This window comes from Achromobacter mucicolens (assembly GCF_029866465.1).
Classification (GTDB): domain Bacteria; phylum Pseudomonadota; class Gammaproteobacteria; order Burkholderiales; family Burkholderiaceae_B; genus Achromobacter; species Achromobacter mucicolens.
The window spans coordinates 493,008-514,553 of sequence record NZ_CP123364.1 but is presented as its reverse complement, the minus strand read 5'-3'; the positions used below and the strand labels follow the sequence as shown (position 1 = coordinate 514,553).

The 21,546-nt window shown below is 66.3% G+C and carries 15 protein-coding genes and 4 pseudogenes; 5 read left to right on the top strand and 14 right to left on the bottom strand.

From position 1 onward, the window contains the following. Positions 1-9: 9 nt before the first annotated feature. From QEP15_RS02345 to QEP15_RS02330, 4 genes and pseudogenes are all read right to left on the bottom strand, one after another. Entirely contained in the window at positions 10-1,275 is a 1,266-nt protein-coding gene (locus QEP15_RS02345; RefSeq protein ID WP_280148397.1) for an MdtA/MuxA family multidrug efflux RND transporter periplasmic adaptor subunit, read from the bottom strand. 133 nt (positions 1,276-1,408) lie between these two features. Further along, the gene (gene zapD / locus QEP15_RS02340; protein ID WP_128829849.1) at positions 1,409-2,161 is read right to left on the bottom strand and encodes a cell division protein ZapD; all 753 of its coding nucleotides are present in this window, start codon (positions 2,159-2,161) and stop codon (positions 1,409-1,411) included. A gap of 46 nt (positions 2,162-2,207) precedes the next feature. Beyond that, a pseudogene (gene coaE, locus QEP15_RS02335) lies at positions 2,208-2,850 on the bottom strand (dephospho-CoA kinase); the annotation flags it as partial. A gap of 10 nt (positions 2,851-2,860) precedes the next feature. Then, positions 2,861-3,712, bottom strand: a complete 852-nt coding sequence (locus QEP15_RS02330) for a prepilin peptidase (protein WP_152383296.1) — start codon at positions 3,710-3,712, stop codon at positions 2,861-2,863. Positions 3,713-3,915: 203 nt separating this feature from the next. On the opposite strand from QEP15_RS02330, the gene QEP15_RS02325 reads away from it, so the two are divergent. Continuing rightward, positions 3,916-4,698, top strand: coding sequence for a copper resistance protein NlpE N-terminal domain-containing protein (locus tag QEP15_RS02325; protein WP_280148396.1), 783 nt, complete (start codon positions 3,916-3,918; stop codon positions 4,696-4,698). A 206-nt stretch (positions 4,699-4,904) separates the two neighbouring features. Here the strand turns inward: QEP15_RS02325 and QEP15_RS02320 are convergent, their stop codons facing one another. The 4 genes from QEP15_RS02320 to QEP15_RS02305 all read right to left on the bottom strand — a co-directional run bounded on the left by QEP15_RS02320 (position 4,905) and on the right by QEP15_RS02305 (position 7,388). Continuing rightward, positions 4,905-5,267 carry a response regulator transcription factor gene (locus tag QEP15_RS02320; RefSeq protein ID WP_152383294.1) on the bottom strand — a complete coding sequence of 121 codons (363 nt, stop codon included), beginning with the start codon at positions 5,265-5,267 and terminating at the stop codon, positions 4,905-4,907. A 136-nt stretch (positions 5,268-5,403) separates the two neighbouring features. After that, on the bottom strand, positions 5,404-6,258 hold the full coding sequence (gene panC / locus QEP15_RS02315) for a pantoate--beta-alanine ligase (RefSeq protein WP_056327503.1): 855 nt from the start codon (positions 6,256-6,258) through the stop codon (positions 5,404-5,406). 34 nt (positions 6,259-6,292) lie between these two features. Next, the gene (locus QEP15_RS02310) at positions 6,293-7,183 is read right to left on the bottom strand and encodes a segregation and condensation protein A (RefSeq protein WP_056327505.1); all 891 of its coding nucleotides are present in this window, start codon (positions 7,181-7,183) and stop codon (positions 6,293-6,295) included. Between the two features lie 16 nt (positions 7,184-7,199). Further along, a complete protein-coding gene (locus tag QEP15_RS02305) occupies positions 7,200-7,388 on the bottom strand; it encodes a DUF3460 family protein (RefSeq protein ID WP_056327507.1) in 189 nt (62 codons plus the stop codon). Positions 7,389-7,486: 98 nt separating this feature from the next. On the opposite strand from QEP15_RS02305, the gene QEP15_RS02300 reads away from it, so the two are divergent. Continuing rightward, positions 7,487-8,941: a DHA2 family efflux MFS transporter permease subunit gene (locus QEP15_RS02300; RefSeq protein ID WP_175157453.1), complete on the top strand. Its 1,455-nt coding sequence runs from the start codon at positions 7,487-7,489 to the stop codon at positions 8,939-8,941. Next, a complete protein-coding gene (gene glpK, locus QEP15_RS02295) occupies positions 8,928-10,454 on the top strand; it encodes a glycerol kinase GlpK (RefSeq protein ID WP_063956901.1) in 1,527 nt (508 codons plus the stop codon). Before QEP15_RS02300 ends, glpK begins: the two co-directional genes overlap by 14 nt. Positions 10,455-10,553: 99 nt before the next feature. Here the strand turns inward: glpK and QEP15_RS02290 are convergent. The 5 genes and pseudogenes from QEP15_RS02290 to QEP15_RS02270 form a co-directional block, all read right to left on the bottom strand. Then, positions 10,554-10,772, bottom strand: a pseudogene (locus tag QEP15_RS02290) (transposase); the annotation flags it as partial. 75 nt (positions 10,773-10,847) lie between these two features. Beyond that, positions 10,848-12,098: an IS256 family transposase gene (locus tag QEP15_RS02285; RefSeq protein WP_280148210.1), complete on the bottom strand. Its 1,251-nt coding sequence runs from the start codon at positions 12,096-12,098 to the stop codon at positions 10,848-10,850. 55 nt (positions 12,099-12,153) lie between these two features. After that, a pseudogene (locus QEP15_RS02280) lies at positions 12,154-13,191 on the bottom strand (IS256 family transposase); the annotation flags it as partial. Between the two features lie 55 nt (positions 13,192-13,246). Next, positions 13,247-14,284, bottom strand: a pseudogene (locus QEP15_RS02275) (IS256 family transposase); the annotation flags it as partial. A gap of 579 nt (positions 14,285-14,863) precedes the next feature. Then, positions 14,864-18,478 carry an indolepyruvate ferredoxin oxidoreductase family protein gene (locus QEP15_RS02270; protein WP_280148395.1) on the bottom strand — a complete coding sequence of 1,205 codons (3,615 nt, stop codon included), beginning with the start codon at positions 18,476-18,478 and terminating at the stop codon, positions 14,864-14,866. 226 nt (positions 18,479-18,704) lie between these two features. Between QEP15_RS02270 and mutY the strand changes: the two genes are divergently transcribed. After that, the gene (mutY, locus tag QEP15_RS02265; RefSeq protein WP_280148394.1) at positions 18,705-19,787 is read left to right on the top strand and encodes an A/G-specific adenine glycosylase; all 1,083 of its coding nucleotides are present in this window, start codon (positions 18,705-18,707) and stop codon (positions 19,785-19,787) included. 37 nt (positions 19,788-19,824) lie between these two features. Here the strand turns inward: mutY and QEP15_RS02260 are convergent, their stop codons facing one another. Continuing rightward, positions 19,825-20,649, bottom strand: coding sequence for a helix-turn-helix transcriptional regulator (locus tag QEP15_RS02260; RefSeq protein ID WP_062840236.1), 825 nt, complete (start codon positions 20,647-20,649; stop codon positions 19,825-19,827). Between the two features lie 125 nt (positions 20,650-20,774). Between QEP15_RS02260 and QEP15_RS02255 the strand changes: the two genes are divergently transcribed. Further along, on the top strand, positions 20,775-21,545 hold the full coding sequence (locus QEP15_RS02255) for a class I SAM-dependent methyltransferase (protein ID WP_280020762.1): 771 nt from the start codon (positions 20,775-20,777) through the stop codon (positions 21,543-21,545). The last annotated feature ends 1 nt before the right edge of the window (position 21,546 follow it).

Sequence of the window (21,546 nt, the reverse complement as noted above, 5' to 3'; positions counted from 1 at the left end):
GTTCTCTGCTTACTTGGCCGCGGGCGTGGTGCCGGCCGGCGCGCCCGCGCCGAGCGACTTGTCGCGGGCCGCGGGAATGACTTCGGCGCCGCCCACGATTTCCACCTTGGCGCCGGCGCGCAGGCGGTCCGTGCCTTCGGTGACGACCCGATCCCCGGGCTTGAGACCTTCATTGACGGCGACCATGCCGGCGTTGATGGCGCCCAGCTTCACCGGGCGCACCGCGATCGTGTTGTCGTCCTGCACCAGGAAGACAAACGCGCCGGCCGAGCCCTGCTGGACCGCGGCCGTCGGAATGGCCGTCACGTCCTTGCGGGTCAGCACGTGCAGCCGCACGTTGACGAACTGGTTGGGGAAAAGCGCATCGTCGGTGTTGTCGAAGCGGGCCTTGAGCTTGAGCGTGCCGGTCGCCACGTCGATCTGGTTGTCCAGCGTCTCGAGCGTGCCCGAGGCGATGCGGCGGGTGTCGGCGCGGTCATAGGCGTCGACGGTCAGCGTCTTGCCGGCCGCCAACTCGGCGCGCACTTCGGGCAACTGCGTTTCGGGCAGGGTGAAGACGACGGAGATGGGCTGGGTCTGGGTGATGACGACCAGCCCGTTGGTGTCGGAGCTGGACACCAGATTGCCGCGGTCGACCTGACGCAGGCCCAGGCGGCCGCTGATCGGCGCGGTGATGCGGGCGTAATCCAGTTGCAGCTTGGCATTGTCGACATTGGCCTGGTCGCTCTTGACCGTGCCTTCGTACTGGCGCACCAGCGCGGCCTGCGTGTCGACCTGCTGGCGGGCGATGGAGTTTTGCTTGAAAAGGGCCTGGTAGCGTTGCAGGTCGCGGCGGGCGTTTTCCAGCTGCGCGAGGTTCTGCATCTGCGTGCCGCGCGCCTGGTCAAGCGCCACCTGGAAGGCGCGCGGGTCCACCTGGGCGAGCAGGTCGCCGGCCTTGACCTGCTGGCCTTCCTGGAAGGCGACGTCCACGAGTTCGCCACTGACGCGACTTCGGACGGTAACGGTGTTGTAGGCGGTAACGGTGCCCAGCGACCGCAGGAAGATGTCGATGTCCTGCTGCGCGGCGGTGGCGATACGGACCGGGACGGGCATGTTGGCCATGGCGGCCGCGGGCGGCCTGCCGCCTGTCCGCCCCCCCGGGCCTGCCTGCTTGGCCGACGGCCGCAGCACCACCCAGGCAATCGCCGCGACGGCAAGCAGCAGCAAGACCAGACCGACGACGCGGCGGCGGCTCCAGCGGGAGGGTGGGGATACGGGACGGCTATCGGACATGGACTCGGTTCCGGCACACTCGGAAGGAAAGCCGTATTGTCTACTAGACCGTCCCGGTTTCGGCCCTGGTCGCCGTCAGCCTGAAACTACCCGCAACAGGAATCCGGGCCACGAAACCGTACGTAACTTGCGCCTAGGAACTGCACAAGGTCATCTGGAATGCCACGTCGCGGGCCACCTGCTGAGGTTTAAATTCCCCGTCCTGCGTGGAAAAACGTATCCAGATCATGTACTTATTGGCGCTGATCTCGGGAAAGACGCCCTGGGCGGGATCCACCCAGACGCGCAGAAGCTGGAACTGCTTGCCGCCCAGCATCTGCTGATAGGCGCCCTGCTCGGCCACGATGTCGGTCTTGCGGCCGGACTCGCGCAACAGGCGCAGCGCCAGCGTCAGACCGTCGTAGAGGGGAATGAAGGGCGACACCCAGGCCTGCAGGTCTGCGCAGCGGGCGGCTTCGGGCTTGTTCTGCCAGGCATAGTAGGACGGCATGTCGACCTGCGTGGCGCTGCCGGGCATCGACAAGCGGCCGCGCAGGCTGGTCAGCCATTCGTTCTCGCGCAGCGACTGGCCGGTCTTGCCGGGTGCAGCCAGCGCGCTGGCCACCTTTTCCATTTCGCGCAGCATGCTTTCCAGCGCGTCCTGCGCAACGCCAGGATGGTCGCGCAGTCCGACCAGCGCCAGGCGCTGGCGTTCAAGGTCCTGGAGGATCGCCCCCTTCACGTCGGTGCGTTCGCAAGCATCGAGCAGATCGAACAATGACGTGACGGCAACCTGATGCTGGCGTGAGTCGCCCTCGCGAGCAAAGAAGAAGAGCCTGTCGAACAGGTATTCCAGCCGCAGATAAGCACGGATGCGCTCATTGAAGGGGTATTCGTAAACGATCACGCTTTTTTACAGGCCCTATCAGTGGTTGGCCGGCGGGCCAAGAATTTTCAGGGGTGCCGGCAGCCGCTGGCTTACCGGCCCGTGGTGGTCGCCAGCGCCAGCCAGCGGTCATGCAGGGTCAACGCCCGCGCGCGCAATTGATCCGGCGTGGTCGTTGCGTCGTTGAGTATGACGTCGTCCGCGACCTCCAACCGGCGTGCCCGCGCAGCCTGTGCCGCCATGATACGCCGGATGTCCTGCTCCGTCAGCCCGCTGCGCTGCTGCACGCGGGCCACCTGCGTCTCGGGGTCGCAGTCCACCACGCAGATACGATCCACGCGATCGCGCCAACGGTCCAGGGACTCGACCAATAGCGGCACCACAAAGACCAGATACGATCCTTTAGCGGTCGCCGCCTGACGTTCCGTTTCGCGGCCGATGACCGGATGCAGCACGGCCTCAAGCCGCAGGCGGACCTGCGGATCGGCGAATGCCTGCGCGCGCATCCATGCGCGGTCCAGCGCGCCGTCGGGCGTCACGGCCTCGCGGCCGAATTCGCGTTCGATCGCCGGCATGGCGGCGCCGCCCGCGGCGGTCAGCGCGCGCGCGATCTCGTCGGTGTCGACGAGGGCCGCGCCCCACTCGGCCAGCATGTCCGCCACGCGGGACTTGCCCGAACCGATGCCGCCCGTCAGACCAATCTTGAACATGCGCCTTTCCTCATGTGCTCATGAATTGCAATACGCCATGCTCGCCGCCCAACAGCAGCATGACCAGCCCGGCCAGCGCCAGATAGGGTCCGAAGGGCAAGGGCTGGCCGCGCCGGGCGCGGCCGGTCAGCGTCAATGCGCCGCCAATCAGCACGCCCACCAGCGATGCGCTCAAAAGCAGCATCGGCAGGGCTTCGATGCCGAACCACGCGCCCAGCGCGGCCAGCAGCTTGAAGTCGCCCTGCCCCATGCCTTCGCGCCCGGTCAGCAAGCGGAACACATGAAAGATAACCCACAGGAACAGATATCCCGCCACGGCGCCGACCACTGCCATCTGCACGCTGGCGAACGCATCGAAGAGGTTCACCAGCAGACCCGCCCACACCAGCGGCTGGGTCAGCACATCGGGCAGCAGCGTCGTTTCGAAATCGATCCAGGCCAGCGCCACCAGCGTGGCCGACAGGCCCATGGCGGCAAGCGCGATCGGCGTCGCGCCAAAGCGCAGCGCGCAACCGGCAAAGAGCGCGCAGGTCAGCAGTTCGATGACGGGATAGCGCCAGCCGATGGGCGCATGGCAGGCAGCGCACCGGCCGCGCAGCAATAGCCAGCCGAGCAAGGGAATCCGCGCCATGCGGTCCAGGGGCGCGTCGCAGGCGGGGCAATGCGAAGCCGGCGACCACAGGCCATAGTGGCCGGGCGGGCGCGGCTTGCCGGCCGCGTCCATGCACTGCGCCTGCCACTCGCGCTCCATCATGCGCGGCAGCCGATGGGTCAGCACCGTCAGCCAGTTGCCCACGAACAAGCCGGCCAGCGCCGCCGCGCCAATGAAGACGCCCAGGGGCAGATCAAGAATTTGCCACATCGCCGTCACCGCCCCGCGTGGCCCGGACACGGCTGCCCATCCGATAGGCCGGCGATGGCGCAAGGGATGAGGGGCCGCGCGCGGCCATGTCGTAATTTGTGCATAAAGTGCGGCAGATGCCCGGGAACGGCTAAGGGGAACGTATCGAATCTTCGCATAAGTGCGTAAAATCGGAGACAGACTCAATTCACGGATAAGCTGCCATGGCCGCGCGCGTCGATATCGTTTCCCGCTCCCCCAAACTCGGCGTCATGGGGCTGCTGTTAGCGGGCGCCGTGATAGGCGCTACCGGCTGCGCCAAGCAGAAGGCCGAAGGCTACTACGACCTGCCGGCGGAAAGCACCGTGACCGACGCGCAGTACCAGGGCTCGGGCGCGGGCTACCGCAACATCATCCGCGCGCCGTCGCAAGTGCAGATCGAGCTCAAGCCCGACGCGCGCCGCCAGCAGAACCAGAACCAGCAGGCCGTTGCCGCGGGCCAGACCACCGAAGACGGCCAGCCCGTGCCCGAAGGCGCCGAAGGCGGCTCGGGCGAATCGGGCAAATCGGCGCCTGCCCCCGCCGCGGCGCCAGCCGCCGCGTCCAGCGGCATCACCCACAGCCTGGTGCCGCAGCCTCAGACCTACATGGGCACGCTGCCGTGTTTCTCGCCCGCCATGCAATGCACGGCCCAGCGCGTGACGCTGACGCTGGCCCCCAATGGCCGCTGGCGCGGCCGCACCGCCTACCTGGACAACGATCCCAAGAAGGGTCCGCCCGTGTCCGAACAAGGTTGCTGGGACGCCACCGACGAACGTCCGCCGCGTGTCATCCTGATGGACGGCCAGGGCAACGTCCGGGTGGAATTCCTGGTCGCGGCCAACAACGTGCTGCGCGTGCGCTCGATTGGCGGCCAGACGCCCAACCTGAACTACAACCTGACCCGCCAGCCGGATCTGGACCCCATCGACGAGCTGGCAAACGCCGCCGCCCCCAAGTGCCCCTGATCGCAAGGCTGTCCGCCCGCGGCGACTGAACGTCGCCGGAGACTAGGCCGCCGCACCCCTTCCCGGGCCTGACGAACACCCTGTTCGTCAGGCCCGAATTCATTGGGCGACGGCATTGGGGCGGCGCGGCAAGCACGCCGACCACGACAGGCGCGACGGGCGCGACAGCGACAGGCCCGACAGGCGCGGCAAGCGTGGCGGTAACGTCAGGGAGGCACGGGTTTTGATGGGCAAGCGCCGTAGGCGCCGGCGGGTTCGTGCAGCACCTGGGTCGGCGCGCTGGCACCGCCCGGAGGCGGCATCGGGCTGGGGCGCCACTGCGCGCCCGGGACGGGCGAGGCGCCTGACTGCCCGTGCGCACACAACCGGCACGCAAGCTGCATGGCGTTGCGGGCGCCGAGTTTGGCGAAGATGCGGGCGCGATGGGCCTCGACCGTGCGCAGGGAGATGCCCAGGTCGATGGCGATGACCTTGTTGGCCCGCCCGGCCGCCACGTAATCGACGATCTGGCGTTCGCGGGCGGTCAGGGAGGACAGGACGGCGTCGAGTTCGGGGTGAGGAAAAGACATGGGGCAGCTCGCTTGCAATGTAGGATTGCAAACAGTCTGCCCCGGTGTCACAGCCGGCGTAAGCTGACAATTCTGATAGGGGGTGACCAAAACACCCCGCATCATGCGCCCGCGGCGAGCCCGCCTTCCGCCTGCCTCAGGCGGTGTAATCCAGTTCCAGGTTGTCGATCAGCCGCGTGGCGCCCAGCTTGGCGGCAGCCAGCACCACAACGGGTTCGCCGGCCTGCAGGTCCGCAGCCTCGGGGCGCTTCAGATCGCGCTGGCGGCGCAGGGCCACGTAATCGACCTTCCAGCCGCGCTGCGTCAGACGCTGGACGGCGTCGTTTTCCAGGGCGGCGGCGTCGCGCTCACCCCGGGCCAGGCGACGGCCGATCTCTTGCAGTTCGGCGTACAGCGCCGGCGCTTCGGCACGTTCGGCCTCGCTCAGGTAGCGGTTGCGCGAGGACAACGCCAGCCCGTCGTCCGCGCGCACGGTTTCATGCGCCAGCACCTCGACGGGCAACTGGAACTGGCGGCACATGTTGCGCACCACCATCAGCTGCTGGTAGTCCTTCTTGCCGAACACGGCCACACGCGGCTGCACGCACGAGAACAGCTTGAGCACGACCGTGCTGACGCCGGCGAAAAAGCCCGGACGGAACTCGCCTTCCAGGATGTCGCCCAGGTCGTCGGGCGGCTGGATGCGGAAATTCTGGGGTTCAGGGTACATCTCGCGCTCGTTCGGTGCGAACAGCACGTAGACGTCGCGCGCCGCTTCAAGCTTTTCGATGTCGGCGGCCAGGGTGCGCGGATACTGATCGAAGTCCTCGTTCGGGCCGAATTGCAGGCGGTTCACGAAGATGCTGGCCACGACGGGATCACCGTGCTGGCGCGCCAGCTTCATGAGCGCGAGGTGGCCTTCGTGCAGGTTGCCCATGGTGGGCACGAACGACACGCGGTTCTGTCCGCGCAGGTGATCGCGCAATTCCTGGATGGTGTGTACGACTTTCAAGGGAAATCTCCGGGGGAGTGGCGCCCGGTCAGGATCAGGCCGCGACCGCTGCCACGCTGGTGTACGCCAGGCGCACGTAGATGGGAGCATAAGGCTCCGCCTGCGTGATCTCCAGCAGCGATTCGCGCGCCAGCTCGAGCATGGCGATGAAATGCACGACAACGACCGCGGCGGGCGCCCCCTCGCGGACGCGCTCCATGAACAGGTCGCCGAATTCCATGAAACGCACGTCGTTCAGGCGGCGCAGGATGTGCGTCATGTGATCGCGCACCGACAGCTGCTCGCGCGTGATGTGGTGGTGCTGGTTCAGCTTGGCCCGCTTCATGATGTCGGCCCACGCCGCGCGCAGGTCGTCCACACTGACATCCGGCAGCGCGCGCTCGACGCTCAGGTCGGCCACGGCCTGGCTGCTGACGAAATCGCGGCCCAGTTGCGGCAGCTTGTCCAGCTTCTGGGCGGCCAGCTTCATCTGCTCGTATTCGAGCAGGCGGCGCACCAGTTCGGCGCGCGGATCCTCGGGCTCTTCGCCGGTGTCGGTCTTTTTGACCGGCAGCAGCATGCGCGACTTGATCTCGATGAGCATGGCCGCCATCAAGAGATATTCGGCGGCCAGTTCGAGGTTGGTGATGCGGATCTGATCCACGTACGACAGGTACTGCCGCGTGACATCCGCCATGGGGATGTCCAGAACGTTGAAGTTCTGCTTGCGGATCAGGTAAAGCAACAGGTCCAGCGGCCCTTCGAAGGCTTCGAGAAAGACTTCCAGCGCATCGGGCGGAATGTACAGATCCGTCGGCATCTGGAACAGCGGCTCGCCGTACAGACGCGCAAACGCCACGCTATCGATGGTGTCGGGCGTGCTGTCGACGGACGGTTCCACTAGCTTGGCCAGGGCGTCGCCCGGCACCGAGGGGTTCTGGACCATGTGTGCCGCAAAGGTATCAGTCGGCCTGATACACGTACGGCTTTTGCGCCACGCGGGCCGCGCGGAAGCCTTCGAGCAGTTCCTGGTCCTGCTGCTTGTCCCAGAGACGGGCGCGTCCCTCGCGCTGGCGCTCTTCTGTGCCAGGGTGGGATTTCTTGTAGTCCTTCAGGAACTGGGTGATCTCGGATTCGTAGTTGGTCGCCATGGCACCAATTTCATTAGGTTGCAGATGTCGCGAGTTTACTTCACGGCGGCCGGATCCCCGGCGTTACAATCGTCAGGCTCTCATTGCAGCCTTCCGACATGTCCGCAGAATCCGCAGCCGCAGCCAATCCCGCTCCGCCCTCAACCCCGGACGCGGTGCGCGCGGCGCGCATGATCCCCTTCATCGTGGGGTGCGCGCTCTTCATGCAGATGCTGGACGCCACGGTCGTGGCGACCGCCCTGCCCGCCATGGCCCGGGCCCTGGGATCCACCCCCGTGCGGCTCAACGTGGCCATCACGTCCTACCTGCTGGCCGTCGCCGTCTTCGTGCCCATCAGCGGCTGGGCGGCCGACCGCTACGGCGCCCGGCGCGTCTTCATCACCGCGATCGGCCTGTTCACGCTCAGTTCCGTCGCCTGCGCCCTGTCGCAGGATCTGCAACAGCTCGTGCTGGCGCGGATCGTGCAGGGCATGGCGGGCGCCATGATGGTGCCCGTGGGGCGGATCATCCTTTTGCGCACCGTGCCCAAGCAGGATCTGCTCAAGGCCATGTCCTTCCTGTCCATTCCGGCCCTGCTGGGACCGGTGATCGGACCGCCGCTGGGCGGCTTCATGGTCACGTACATGTCGTGGCACTGGATCTTCCTGATCAACATCCCGATCGGCATCCTGGGCATCTTCCTGGTCCTGCGCTTTGTCGCGGAAATCCGCGAAACCGGCACGCCCCGCCTGGACTGGATCGGCTTCCTGCTCAGCTCGGTGTGCCTGGCCACCCTGGTCACCGGCTTCGAGGCCATCGGCCGCGACGTCATGCCGCTGCCCATCCTGCTCAGCCTCATCGGCGTGGGCATCGTCTGCGGGCTGCTGTACGGCGTGCACGCGCGGCGCACCGAACATCCCATCATCGACCTGTCCCTGATGCGGATTCCCACCTTTGCCATCTCCACGCTGGGCGGCAACCTGTGCCGGTTCGCCGTCGGCGCCACGCCCTTCCTCCTGGCCATGCTGCTGCAGGTGGGCTTTGGGCTGTCACCGTTCTCGGCCGGCCTCATCACCTTCGCCAGCGCCGCCGGCGCGCTGCTGATGAAATTTGTCGCCACGCCCATCGTGCAGCGCTTCGGCTTTCGCCGCGTGCTGACCCTGAACGCCATCCTGACCGGCGGCTTCATCATCGTCTGCGGCGCCTTCAACCCGGCCACGCCCGTCTGGCTGATGATCGCCATCCTGCTGGTGGGCGGCTTCTTCCGGTCGCTGCAGTTCACCGGGGTAAATACGCTAACCTATGCCGACATCCCGCCCTCCAAGATGAGCCGCGCCAGCAGCTTCTCGGCCATGGCGCAGCAACTGGGCATCACGCTGGGCGTCGGGGTGGCCGCGGTCACGCTGAACATCAGCATGTCGCTGCGCGGCGCCGAAACGCTGGCCATCAGCGACGTGGTCGCCGGCTTCGTCGTCATCGGCCTGCTGTGCATGGCATCGACCTTCTCCTTTAGACGCCTCGACCCGCTGGCCGGGGCACACCTGAACGGCGCGAAAAACAGTGACGACGAATGAATTTGTCCTAGCCCTGGACCAGGGCACGACCAGCTCCCGAGCCATCGTCTTTGACCGCGAAGGCGTCGTGCGCGGCGTTGGCCAACGCGAATTCCGCCAGCACTATCCGCGTCCGGGCTGGGTCGAGCACGATGCCAACGAGATCTGGCACAGCCAGCTCGACGTCGCCCGCGAAGCCCTGCGCAACGCCGGCGCGGCCGCCGCCGACATCGCCGCCATCGGCATCACCAACCAGCGCGAAACCACCCTCATCTGGGAACGCGCCACCGGCCGTCCGCTTGCCCGCGCCATCGTCTGGCAAGACCGCCGCACCGCGCCCCTGTGCGACAAGCTCCGCCAGGACGGCCATGGCGACTTCCTGCAGGCGCGCACCGGCCTGGTCGTCGACGCCTACTTCTCCGGCACCAAGCTCGCCTGGCTACTGGACCACGTGCCCGGCGCGCGCAGCATGGCCGAACGCGGCGAACTGGCCTTCGGCACCGTCGACACCTGGCTCATCTGGCAACTGACCGGCGGCGCCGTCCACAGCACAGACCCCAGCAACGCCTCGCGCACCATGCTGTTCGACCTGCACACGCAGGACTGGAACGATGACATCCTGGCGCTGCTCAACATCCCGCGCAGCGTGCTGCCCCAGATCGCGCCCAGCAGCGCCATCGTCGGCGACGCCCTGCCCGAATGGCTGGGCGGCTCCGTGCCCATCGCCGGCGTCGCCGGCGACCAGCAGGCCGCCACCTTCGGCCAGGCCTGCTTCACGCCCGGCATGGCCAAGAACACCTACGGCACCGGCTGCTTCATGCTCATGAACGTCGGCGACAAACCCGTCGAATCGCGCAACAACCTCTTGTCCACCGTCGGCTGGGGCCTGCCCCAACCCGGCCACGACAAATGGAAGCCCGCCTACATGCTAGAAGGCGGCGTCTTCGTCGCCGGCGCAGCCGTCCAATGGCTGCGCGACGGCCTGGGCATCATCCAGCGCTCCGAAGACATCGAATCCCTGGCCGCCAGCGTCTCCGACACCGACGACGTCTTCATGGTCCCCGCCTTCGCCGGCCTGGGCGCCCCCCACTGGGACCCCTACGCCCGCGGCACCCTCGTCGGCCTGACCCGCGGCACCACCCGCGCCCACATCGCCCGCGCCACGCTGGAATCCATCGCCCTGCAAAGCGCCGAACTACTCACCTGCATGAACGCCGACAGCGGCATCGCCTTAACGGAACTGCGCGTCGACGGCGGCGCTGCCCGCAATGACTTGCTGATGCAGATGCAGGCCGACATTCTGGGCGTTCCGGTCGTGCGTCCGCGCGTTCCGGAGTCCACTGCGTTGGGCGCGGCAGGCCTGGCTGGTTTGGCTGTTGGTTTCTGGTCGAGCCAGGATGAATTTGCATCGAAGTGGCAGGCCGAACGCACGTTCAGCCCGGCGTGGCCGGAATCTGTCCGGGAAGCGCGGATGAAGCGGTGGCGGCAGGCGGTGGAGTTGTCGAAAGGCTGGTCGGCTGGGGCGGGCAAGTAAGGGCGCATTGGAGGCCCGGTGTCAGGGGAGTGTCAGTATTTTTGTGTTTGAGGCGTTAGAAGCCTGATAGTTGTTTCTATCAGGCTTATGGATGCTATCTCAGCGATACGGGTCAGTGAAGCGTTCTGCATAAATCACGGCGAACTGGTTCATAGCGGCCTTCCAGTCGTGCGTGGCGCTGCCCCAGGCCCCGGTGATGTTGCGCAAGACCAGCCACAGTAGCTTGGTGGCCGCTTCGTCGCTCGGGAAGTGACCTCGCGTTTTCACCGCGCGGCGCAGTTGGGCATTAATGCTCTCGATCGCATTGGTGGTGTAAATCGGGAGTGTCAGTATTTTTGTGTTTGAGGCGTTAGAAGCCTGATAGTTGTTTCTATCAGGCTTATGGATGCTATCTCAGCGATACGGGTCAGTGAAGCGTTCTGCATAAATCACGGCGAACTGGTTCATAGCGGCCTTCCAGTCGTGCGTGGCGCTGCCCCAGGCCCCGGTGATGTTGCGCAAGACCAGCCACAGTAGCTTGGTGGCCGCTTCGTCGCTCGGGAAGTGACCTCGCGTTTTCACCGCGCGGCGCAGTTGGGCATTAATGCTCTCGATCGCATTGGTGGTGTAAATCACCTTGCGGATCGCCGGTGGGAACGTAAAGAACGGGATCACACGGTCCCAGGCCCGGCGCCATGCGTCAGCGATCGGGGCGTAGCGCTGGCCCCAAGGGCCTTGCTCGAACTGCACGAGCGCGGCCAGCGCTGCCTCCACGGTCGCTGCCGTGTAGATCGGCCTTAGCGCCGCAGCCACCGTGCGGCGCTCCTTCCAACTGGCGTATTCCAGGCTGGAGCGGATCAGGTGCACGATGCAAGTCTGCAGCGTCGTGGCCGGGAACACCGCATTCAGCGCCTGCTCCATGCCCTTTAGACCGTCAGTGACAGCGATCAGGATGTCCTGCGTGCCACGGGTCTTGAGCTCGTTGAACACCTTCATCCAGAACTTGGCGCCCTCAGTCTGCTCGATCCACAGGCCCAGGATGTCGCGCGTGCCGTCTGGCAACACCGCCAGCGCCAAGTACACGGCCTTGTTGCGCACCACGCCGTCCTCGCGGATCTTGACCCGCAGCGCGTCGAAGAACACCACCGGATACATCGTCTCCAGAGGCCGCGTCTGCCAGGCCGTGACCTCCTCCATCACCGCGTCGGTCACCGAGCTGACGAACTCCGGCGAGACTTCCGTGCCGTACTGCTCGAGCAGAAACCCTTGGATCTCGCGCACCGTCATGCCGCGGGCGTACATGGCGATGATCTTGTCGTCGAACCCGGTAAAGCGGCGCTCGTGCTTGGGGATCAGGATCGGAGCGAAGCTGCCATCGCGGTCGCGTGGGATCTCCACCCGCAGCGGCCCGTCATCGGTCAGGACTGTCTTGGAACTCTTGCCGTTGCGTTGATTGGTGGCCTGCTCGGGGCGCTCGCCGCCCGCCGGATAGCCCAGGTGGTGGCCCAATTCTGCTCCCAGGGCCCGTTCGATCAGCGCCTTCTTGAACGCCATCGACAGGTCCTGCACCGCCTCGGCGGTCATAGGGCCTTTGACGAATTGATCAACCAACTCTGCTGGAATCGCCGGCAGTTCCCTCAGCGGCGTTTTTTTCTTGGTAGCCATACATGCTCCTTGAGCAACATGTTAGGCCCCAAACACAAAATTTATGACACTCCCTGTAAATCACCTTGCGGATCGCCGGTGGGAACGTAAAGAACGGGATCACACGGTCCCAGGCCCGGCGCCATGCGTCAGCGATCGGGGCGTAGCGCTGGCCCCAAGGGCCTTGCTCGAACTGCACGAGCGCGGCCAGCGCTGCCTCCACGGTCGCTGCCGTGTAGATCGGCCTTAGCGCCGCAGCCACCGTGCGGCGCTCCTTCCAACTGGCGTATTCCAGGCTGGAGCGGATCAGGTGCACGATGCAAGTCTGCAGCGTCGTGGCCGGGAACACCGCATTCAGCGCCTGCTCCATGCCCTTTAGACCGTCAGTGACAGCGATCAGGATGTCCTGCGTGCCACGGGTCTTGAGCTCGTTGAACACCTTCATCCAGAACTTGGCGCCCTCAGTCTGCTCGATCCACAGGCCCAGGATGTCGCGCGTGCCGTCTGGCAACACCGCCAGCGCCAAGTACACGGCCTTGTTGCGCACCACGCCGTCCTCGCGGATCTTGACCCGCAGCGCGTCGAAGAACACCACCGGATACATCGTCTCCAGAGGCCGCGTCTGCCAGGCCGTGACCTCCTCCATCACCGCGTCGGTCACCGAGCTGACGAACTCCGGCGAGACTTCCGTGCCGTACTGCTCGAGCAGAAACCCTTGGATCTCGCGCACCGTCATGCCGCGGGCGTACATGGCGATGATCTTGTCGTCGAACCCGGTAAAGCGGCGCTCGTGCTTGGGGATCAGGATCGGAGCGAAGCTGCCATCGCGGTCGCGTGGGATCTCCACCCGCAGCGGCCCGTCATCGGTCAGGACTGTCTTGGAACTCTTGCCGTTGCGTTGATTGGTGGCCTGCTCGGGGCGCTCGCCGCCCGCCGGATAGCCCAGGTGGTGGCCCAATTCTGCTCCCAGGGCCCGTTCGATCAGCGCCTTCTTGAACGCCATCGACAGGTCCTGCACCGCCTCGGCGGTCATAGGGCCTTTGACGAATTGATCAACCAACTCTGCTGGAATCGCCGGCAGTTCCCTCAGCGGCGTTTTTTTCTTGGTAGCCATACATGCTCCTTGAGCAACATGTTAGGCCCCAAACACAAAATTTATGACACTCCCTGTAAATCACCTTGCGGATCGCCGGTGGGAACGTAAAGAACGGGATCACACGGTCCCAGGCCCGGCGCCATGCGTCAGCGATCGGGGCGTAGCGCTGGCCCCAAGGGCCTTGCTCGAACTGCACGAGCGCGGCCAGCGCTGCCTCCACGGTCGCTGCCGTGTAGATCGGCCTTAGCGCCGCAGCCACCGTGCGGCGCTCCTTCCAACTGGCGTATTCCAGGCTGGAGCGGATCAGGTGCACGATGCAAGTCTGCAGCGTCGTGGCCGGGAACACCGCATTCAGCGCCTGCTCCATGCCCTTTAGACCGTCAGTGACAGCGATCAGGATGTCCTGCGTGCCACGGGTCTTGAGCTCGTTGAACACCTTCATCCAGAACTTGGCGCCCTCAGTCTGCTCGATCCACAGGCCCAGGATGTCGCGCGTGCCGTCTGGCAACACCGCCAGCGCCAAGTACACGGCCTTGTTGCGCACCACGCCGTCCTCGCGGATCTTGACCCGCAGCGCGTCGAAGAACACCACCGGATACATCGTCTCCAGAGGCCGCGTCTGCCAGGCCGTGACCTCCTCCATCACCGCGTCGGTCACCGAGCTGACGAACTCCGGCGAGACTTCCGTGCCGTACTGCTCGAGCAGAAACCCTTGGATCTCGCGCACCGTCATGCCGCGGGCGTACATGGCGATGATCTTGTCGTCGAACCCGGTAAAGCGGCGCTCGTGCTTGGGGATCAGGATCGGAGCGAAGCTGCCATCGCGGTCGCGTGGGATCTCCACCCGCAGCGGCCCGTCATCGGTCAGGACTGTCTTGGAACTCTTGCCGTTGCGTTGATTGGTGGCCTGCTCGGGGCGCTCGCCGCCCGCCGGATAGCCCAGGTGGTGGCCCAATTCTGCTCCCAGGGCCCGTTCGATCAGCGCCTTCTTGAACGCCATCGACAGGTCCTGCACCGCCTCGGCGGTCATAGGGCCTTTGACGAATTGATCAACCAACTCTGCTGGAATCGCCGGCAGTTCCCTCAGCGGCGTTTTTTTCTTGGTAGCCATACATGCTCCTTGAGCAACATGTTAGGCCCCAAACACAAAATTTATGACACTCCCGGTGTCAGACACCTACGCAGACACCTACGGCTGCGGCAAGAACTCAAAAACCAAGCCGCCACACGCGAAGCGTCATCGCCACGACGCAAGACACCGCGTAAGTCACCGGAGGCCGCCCGCGCGGCCGAACGGTGACGGGCAGCGCAAACTGCTTCAAAACCACGCTGCCGTCGAAAAGCACCTCAAAAACTCCACCCGACCCAGCGCCCGCCAAGCTCAGGCCACTCGAGCCCGGTGCGGCGTCGGCCTGGGGTGCGCGGGGCGTGTAGATGCGCCCGAGGGAATCGGAAGGCAGTCGCCGCAGGCGACAACGACGATGACGACGGGGCAGTCCGGAGCGAAGGCTCCGGACCGCAATCGTAGCCCCGCGCGCCCCAGGCCGACGACGCGCCGGGCGTCTAAAGAACCCCGCCCACCGCCAGCAGCCAGCAGCCAGCAGCCAGCAGCCATCACCATTCAAGCGCAAATCCCATTCACAAACACGCGAGCCGTAGAAGCCAGTCAAGGGAAACAGAGGTCAGCCACTCAAGCAGCCCGAACCCCAATCGCCACCACCCTCGCAGTGAACCCCTTCAACAACTCCTCCCGCATCGCCTCAGCCCGCGCCATCGACGCCTCCTTCACATGCCCGTACCCGCGAATCTCCTCGGGCACGCTAGCCAGCGCCACGGCCTTATCCAGATTCCCGCGATTCAACTTCCCCAAGATCGCCGTCATCGTCTCCCGATACTCCTGGATCAACGCCCGCTCCGCCCGCCGCTCCGTCGTATACCCGAACGGATCAAAGCGAGACCCCCGCAAGAATCGCATCCTTGCCAGCACCCGGAACACCTTCAGCATTCCCGGCCCGTAAGCCCGCTTCACCAGATGCCCGTCCTTGTCCCGCCGCGCAAACACCGGCGGCGCCAAGTGAAAGCGCAGCTTCCAATCCCCCTCGAACTGCTCACTCACCCGCTTCACAAACTCCCCGTCCGAATACAGCCGCGCGACTTCGTACTCGTCCTTGTAGGCCATCAGCTTGAAGTAATAGCGCGCCACTGCCAGTGCCAATCGGTTCGTCCCCGTCGCCTCCCGCTCCGCCAGCGTCACCTTGTTCACCAGGTCCGTGTACTGCTTTGCATACGCCGCGTCCTGGTACTGCGTCAGGAACGCCTCGCGCACCGCCACCATTCGCGCCAGTTCGCCCGCCGGCTGCTTCAACTCCGCCACGGGAGTCGGCGCCCGCGGCCGCGTGATCTCGATGATGTCGTCCGGCTGCGCGGGCGACACGCCGCCGTTGGCCATCAGACGCGCCACCGCCGCCGGCTCGTGCGCCGCGCGGCGTCCCCATGCGAATGCCGCAAGATTGTTCGCCACCTGCTGGCCGTTCAGTTCGATCGCCCGCAACAGCGCCTCGCGCGACAGCGGTATCCAGCCCTTCTGGAATGCGTAGCCCATCATCAGCGGATTTGAGTAGATCGCATCGCCCAGCAGCACCACCGCCATCGCGGCTGCGTCCACAGCGGCCAGGTTGTCCTTGCCGCACGCGCTTTGCAGATCCGACGTCAGGTTCGCGCCCGGCAGCGTCCACGATGGGTTCGACACGAACGCCGCCGTCGGCGCCGTATCGCTATTGAGCAACACATGCGTGCGTCCTGGCGTCACCCGGGCCATCGCCTCAGGACTCGTCGCCACCACCAGATCGCCCGCCAGCAGCAGGTCTGCCTCGCCCATCGCCACCCGCGTATTCAGCAGATGGTCCGGCGAACCCGCCAGCACCACGTGGGAAAACACCGCGCCACCCTTCTGCGCCAGCCCCGCCATGTCCAGCACCGAACAGCCCTTGCCCTCCAGGTGCGCCGCCATGCCCAGCAACTGGCCAATCGTCACCACGCCCGTGCCGCCGACCCCCGCGATAAAGACGCCATAAGGCACATCCAGACTATGCAAACGAGGCGCCGGCACATCCTCGTCCGGCGCACCGCCCGATTGCGCCAACGCGGGCGGCTTCTTCAACTTGCCGCCTTCCACCGTCACCAGGCTTGGGCAAAAGCCCTTCAGACAGGAAAAGTCCTTGTTGCAGCTTGACTGGTTGATCTTGCGCTTGCGTCCGAACTCGGTCTCCAGCGGCTCCACCGACAGGCAGTTCGACTTCGCCGAGCAGTCGCCACACCCCTCGCACACCCGTTCATTGATGACCACGCGGCGCGCCGGATCCGGATAGGCATTGCGCTTGCGGCGGCGGCGCTTTTCCGTGGCGCAGGTCTGGTCGTAGATCAGCACCGACACGCCCGGATGCTCGCGCAGCTCGCGCATCACCGCGTCCAGCTCGTCGCGATGACGCACCGGCACCCCCGGCGCCAAGTCCGACACCTCCACGTACTTGCGCGGATCGTCCGTCACCACCACGATCTTCTCGATGCCCTCGGCTGCCACTTGGCGCGTAATCATCGGCACGCTGATCGGCCCGTCCACCGGCTGCCCGCCCGTCATCGCGACCGCGTCGTTGAACAGAATCTTGTACGTGATCGGCGCCTTGGCCGCCACCGCTGCCCGAATCGCCAGCAGCCCCGAATGAAAGTAGGTGCCGTCGCCCAGGTTCGCAAACACGTGCTTTTCCTCGGTGAACGGCGCCTGCCCCAGCCACGGCACGCCCTCGCCGCCCATCTGCGTGAAAACGTCCGTGCCGCGGTCCATCCATCGCACCATGTAGTGGCAACCGATGCCCGCCATGCCGCGAGACCCCTCCGGCAGGCGCGTCGACGTGTTGTGCGGACAGCCCGAACAGAACCAGGGCTTGCGCTCCTCGACCACGCGCGGTCGCGCCAGCGCCGCTTCGCGCGCACGGATGAATTCCATCCGCGCCTCGATGCCCGCGCGCACGTCGTCCGGCAACGCGAAACGCAACAGGCGCGCCGCGATCGACTTGGCAACCATCGCGGGCGAAAACTCGTAATGCGCCGGCAGCAGCCAGTTTCCCTGCGGCACCGACCATTCGCCGCCGTCCTTGTCGTCGAACTTGCCCACCACCCGAGGAATCTTCTTGCCGCTGCCGATCCAGCTGAAGAGTTCCTCCTTCAGCTGGTACTCCAGCACCTGGCGCTTTTCCTCCACGACCAGGATCTCGTCCAGCCCTTCCGCGAAACGCTGCGTGCCCGTGGACTCCAGCGGCCACACCATGCCCACCTTGAACAGCCGCACCCCGATGCGCCGGCACACCTCTTCGGACAGCCCCAGGTCCGACAGCGCCTGGCGCGTGTCCAGATAGGCCTTGCCCGAGGTCATGATGCCAAAGCGCGCCGCCTGCTGCGGCACCTCCCAGAGCTCCCGGTTCAATCCGTTGGCGCGCGCATAGGCCAGCGCCGCGTACAGCTTGTAGTCCAAGAGCCGCGCTTCCTGCTGCAACGGCGTGTCAGGCAACCGGATGTTCAGGCCGTCCGGAGGCAGCTGGAAATCCTCGGGCAGCACGATGCGCACCCGGTGCGGATCCACGTCCACCGACGCCGATACCTCCACGATGTCGGTGATGCACTTCATGCCGACCCACACCCCCGCGTACCGGCTCATCGCCCAGCCGTGCAGGCCGTAGTCCAGCACCTCCTGCACGCTGGACGGGAACAGCACCGGGATCATGCAGGCCTTCAGGATGTGGTCGCTCTGATGCGGCAGGGTCGACGACTTGGCGGGGTGGTCATCGCCCGCCACCACCAGCACGCCGCCGTGGCGCGCCGTGCCCGCCGCGTTGGCATGCTTGAAGACGTCGCCGCAGCGGTCCACCCCCGGCCCCTTGCCGTACCACATGCCGAACACGCCGTCGTACTTGGCGCCGGGAAAGAGGTTCACCTGCTGCGTGCCCCACACCGCCGTCGCGGCCAGGTCTTCATTGATGCCCGGCTGGAACTCGACGTGGTGCGCCTTCAGATGCGCGGCGGCCTTCCACATGTTCTGGTCGACGCCGCCCAGCGGCGAGCCCCGGTACCCCGACACGAATCCCGCCGTGTTCAACCCTGCCTGCGCATCGCGAACGCGCTGCATCATGGGCAGCCGCACCAGCGCGTGGATGCCGCTCATCCAGGCGCGGCCGGATTGCAGGGTGTATTTGTCGTCGAGCTGAACGGATTCGAGCGCCGCGCGGACGGCGGGCGTTAGGGGGGCATTCATGTCTACTCCAACATCGGATGCCCCAACAAGCGGCGCGCAGCTCCACAGAACGCACGCGGGCCAGCAAGGGCCGTGAAAGTGAAGTCCTGATGCGTTCACGCCTTCTGCGGGCCGAATCGCGCTTGCCGCGCCGGCTGGCCAAAAAATAGGGCCAGCTGACGCTAGTCCTTTCGGTTGTACCCCCTGGCCCACGGGCGGGCAATAGGGCGATGCGATAATTGCCGCCATGGACTTCGCCCCTCGCATCGTCGCCTGGCAGCGCCAGCACGGCCGCCACGATCTCCCCTGGCAGAACACCCGGGATCCCTACCGGATCTGGCTATCCGAAATCATGCTGCAGCAGACACAGGTAGCCACCGTCATCCCCTACTACGAGCGCTTTCTGCAACGCTTTCCGGACGTCGCGGCGCTGGCCGCCGCGTCGCAGGAAGACGTGATGCCGTACTGGGCAGGCCTCGGCTATTACGCCCGCGCCCGCAACCTGCACCGCTGCGCCCAGGAAATCGTGCGCGACTGGGACGGCCGCTTTCCGCCCACCGCCGAGGCCATCGCCACCCTGCCCGGCATCGGCCGGTCCACGGCCGCGGCCATTGCCGCGTTTTCGAACAGCGAACGTTCGCCCATCATGGACGGCAACGTCAAGCGCGTGTTCACCCGTCACTTCGGCATAGCGGGCGACCCGGCCAAGCGCGAGGTCGAGCAGCGTCTCTGGGCGCTGGCGCATGCGCAGGTGGACGCCGCGCCGGGACTCGACATGGCAGCGTACACGCAGGGGCTGATGGACTTGGGCGCCACGCTCTGCACGCGCGGCAAGCCCGCCTGCGACAGATGCCCCGTGGCAGAGACCTGCGTCGCCCGCCGCGAGGGACGTCAGGCAGAGCTGCCCACGCCCAAGGTGCGCAAGGCGATTCCCGAGCGCGAGACCGGTATGTTGGTGCTGCGGCACAAGGGCGCTTTCCTGCTGCAGCAACGCCCCGAACCGGGTATCTGGGGCGGGCTGTGGAGCCTGCCCGAATTCGACGCGGCAGGCGACCCCGACAGCGCATCACGCGCATTGGGGCTGGAGCCGGAGAAGCGCTTCGAACTTGCCGCCTTCGCCCACACGTTCACGCACTACCGGCTGCACATCCGGCCGTGGCTCGTGCCGGTGCGCGCGGTCGCGCTGCGCGAACCGGCGCTACCCGAGCGCTGGGTGCCGGCGGACAAGCTGGGGACGATGGCGCTGCCCGCGCCGGTCAAGAAGCTGCTGCAAGGGCTGGTGGATGCGGGGATGCAGGACAGCCTGTTTGGCGAGGAAAACGCGGCGTAGCGATCGGGCGGGTTGGCCGGTGTGGGCTTGAGCGGTGTCAGACCCCCGCCCCGCTCAGCAGCATCACCAGTTTCAGATCCGGATGCGTCGCCAGGCGGAAGGTGATCTGCTGATACGCCAGTTTGCCGCGGCGCGGGTGCTGGAATTCGCGCAGGCCGCCTTCGCGTTCGACCACCGCGTGGCGGGTCCACCAGTGCGAGAAGACGACGCTCTGGCGGCTCAGGCTGTCCAGCAGCGCCAGCACGGCCGGTTCGTCCAGGTGTGCGCCCGCATCGGCGCGGAACTCGGCCACCACGCGGCGGGCGCGCTGGTCCCAGTCGACCACCAGCTCGCGCGCGGCGGGGTCCAGGAAGATGTATCGCAGCAGGTTCGGGGCGGGGTCGCGTTCGGGCCAGTGGTCGAACAGGTCGACCAGCGGCGCGTTACAGGCGAGCACGTTCCAGGCGCGGTCCAGCACATACGCCGGCGCATTGATCGCGTTCACGCATTCCTGCAACGGGCCCGGCGCGCCGCCGGCGTCGTCGCGGGCGTGCTGCGGGTCGGCGCAATCGGCAAGGTCGAAGAGATAGGCGCGTTCCGCCCGCGCCAGTTGCAGCACGCCGGCGATGCGTGACCACACCGACGGCGACACCGACACCTCGCGCCCCTGCTCGATCCACGTGTACCAGGTGACGCTGATGCCGCAAAGCTGCGCCACCTCTTCGCGCCGCAGGCCGGGCGTGCGGCGGCGCGATCCCTCGGGCAGGCCCGCCATCTGCGGCGTGATGCGCGACCGCGCGCTGCGCACAAACTCGCCCAGCGCGTGGCGCCGCAGATGAGAGCCTTCGTGGCCGGGCGTGACGGGCTGGGGGGAAGTATTCATACCAGGATGAGCAATGGGCTTGTACGTGTATACGGGCCCGCCTATCTTAGCGCCTGCACCCTTTCGCAATCCCGAATGGATTCCCGGCAACAACCCGCGCCGCGTTCCCGACACAAGGACCCCTCATGACCGCCAGCACCCACGACGCCGCCGTCGACCGCCAATTCAGCCCCCGCGCCGCCGCCTACCTGACCAGTGCCGTGCACGCGCAAGGCGAAGACCTGGTTCAGATGGCCGCCATTGCCGGCCAGCACCCCGCCGCGCGCATCTTGGATCTGGGCTGTGGCGGCGGCCACGTGAGCTTTCACGTGGCCCCGCAAGTCGCGCAGGTGACCGCCTACGACCTGTCGCAGCAGATGCTGGACGTCGTCGCCGCCGAAGCCGCCAAGCGTGGCCTGGCCAATCTGGTCACCCGGCAAGGCAAGGCCGAGTACCTGCCCTTTGGCGACGGCGAATTCGACCTGGTGATGTCGCGCTATTCCACCCACCACTGGCAGGACGCCGGGCGCGGGCTGCGCGAGGCCTTCCGCGTGCTCAAGCCGGGCGGCATTGCCGTGTTCGCCGACGTGGTGTCGCCGGGCGAACCGCTGCTGGACACCTGGCTGCAAACCATTGAGGTGCTGCGCGACACCTCGCACGTGCGCGACTACTCGGTGGCCGAATGGACCCGCATGCTTACCGAGGCCGGCTTCACGCTGCAGGAACTGGCCCCGCGCCGCCTGCCGCTGGAATTCCAGTCGTGGGTCACGCGCATGCGCACGCCCGATACGCTGGTGGCCGCGCTGCGCCACATGTTCGGCATCGCGCCGGACGTCGTCCGCGCGCACTTCGACGTGCGCGACGATGCCTCGTTCACCAGCGACACGGCGACCATCGTCGTGCGCAAGCCGGGCTGAA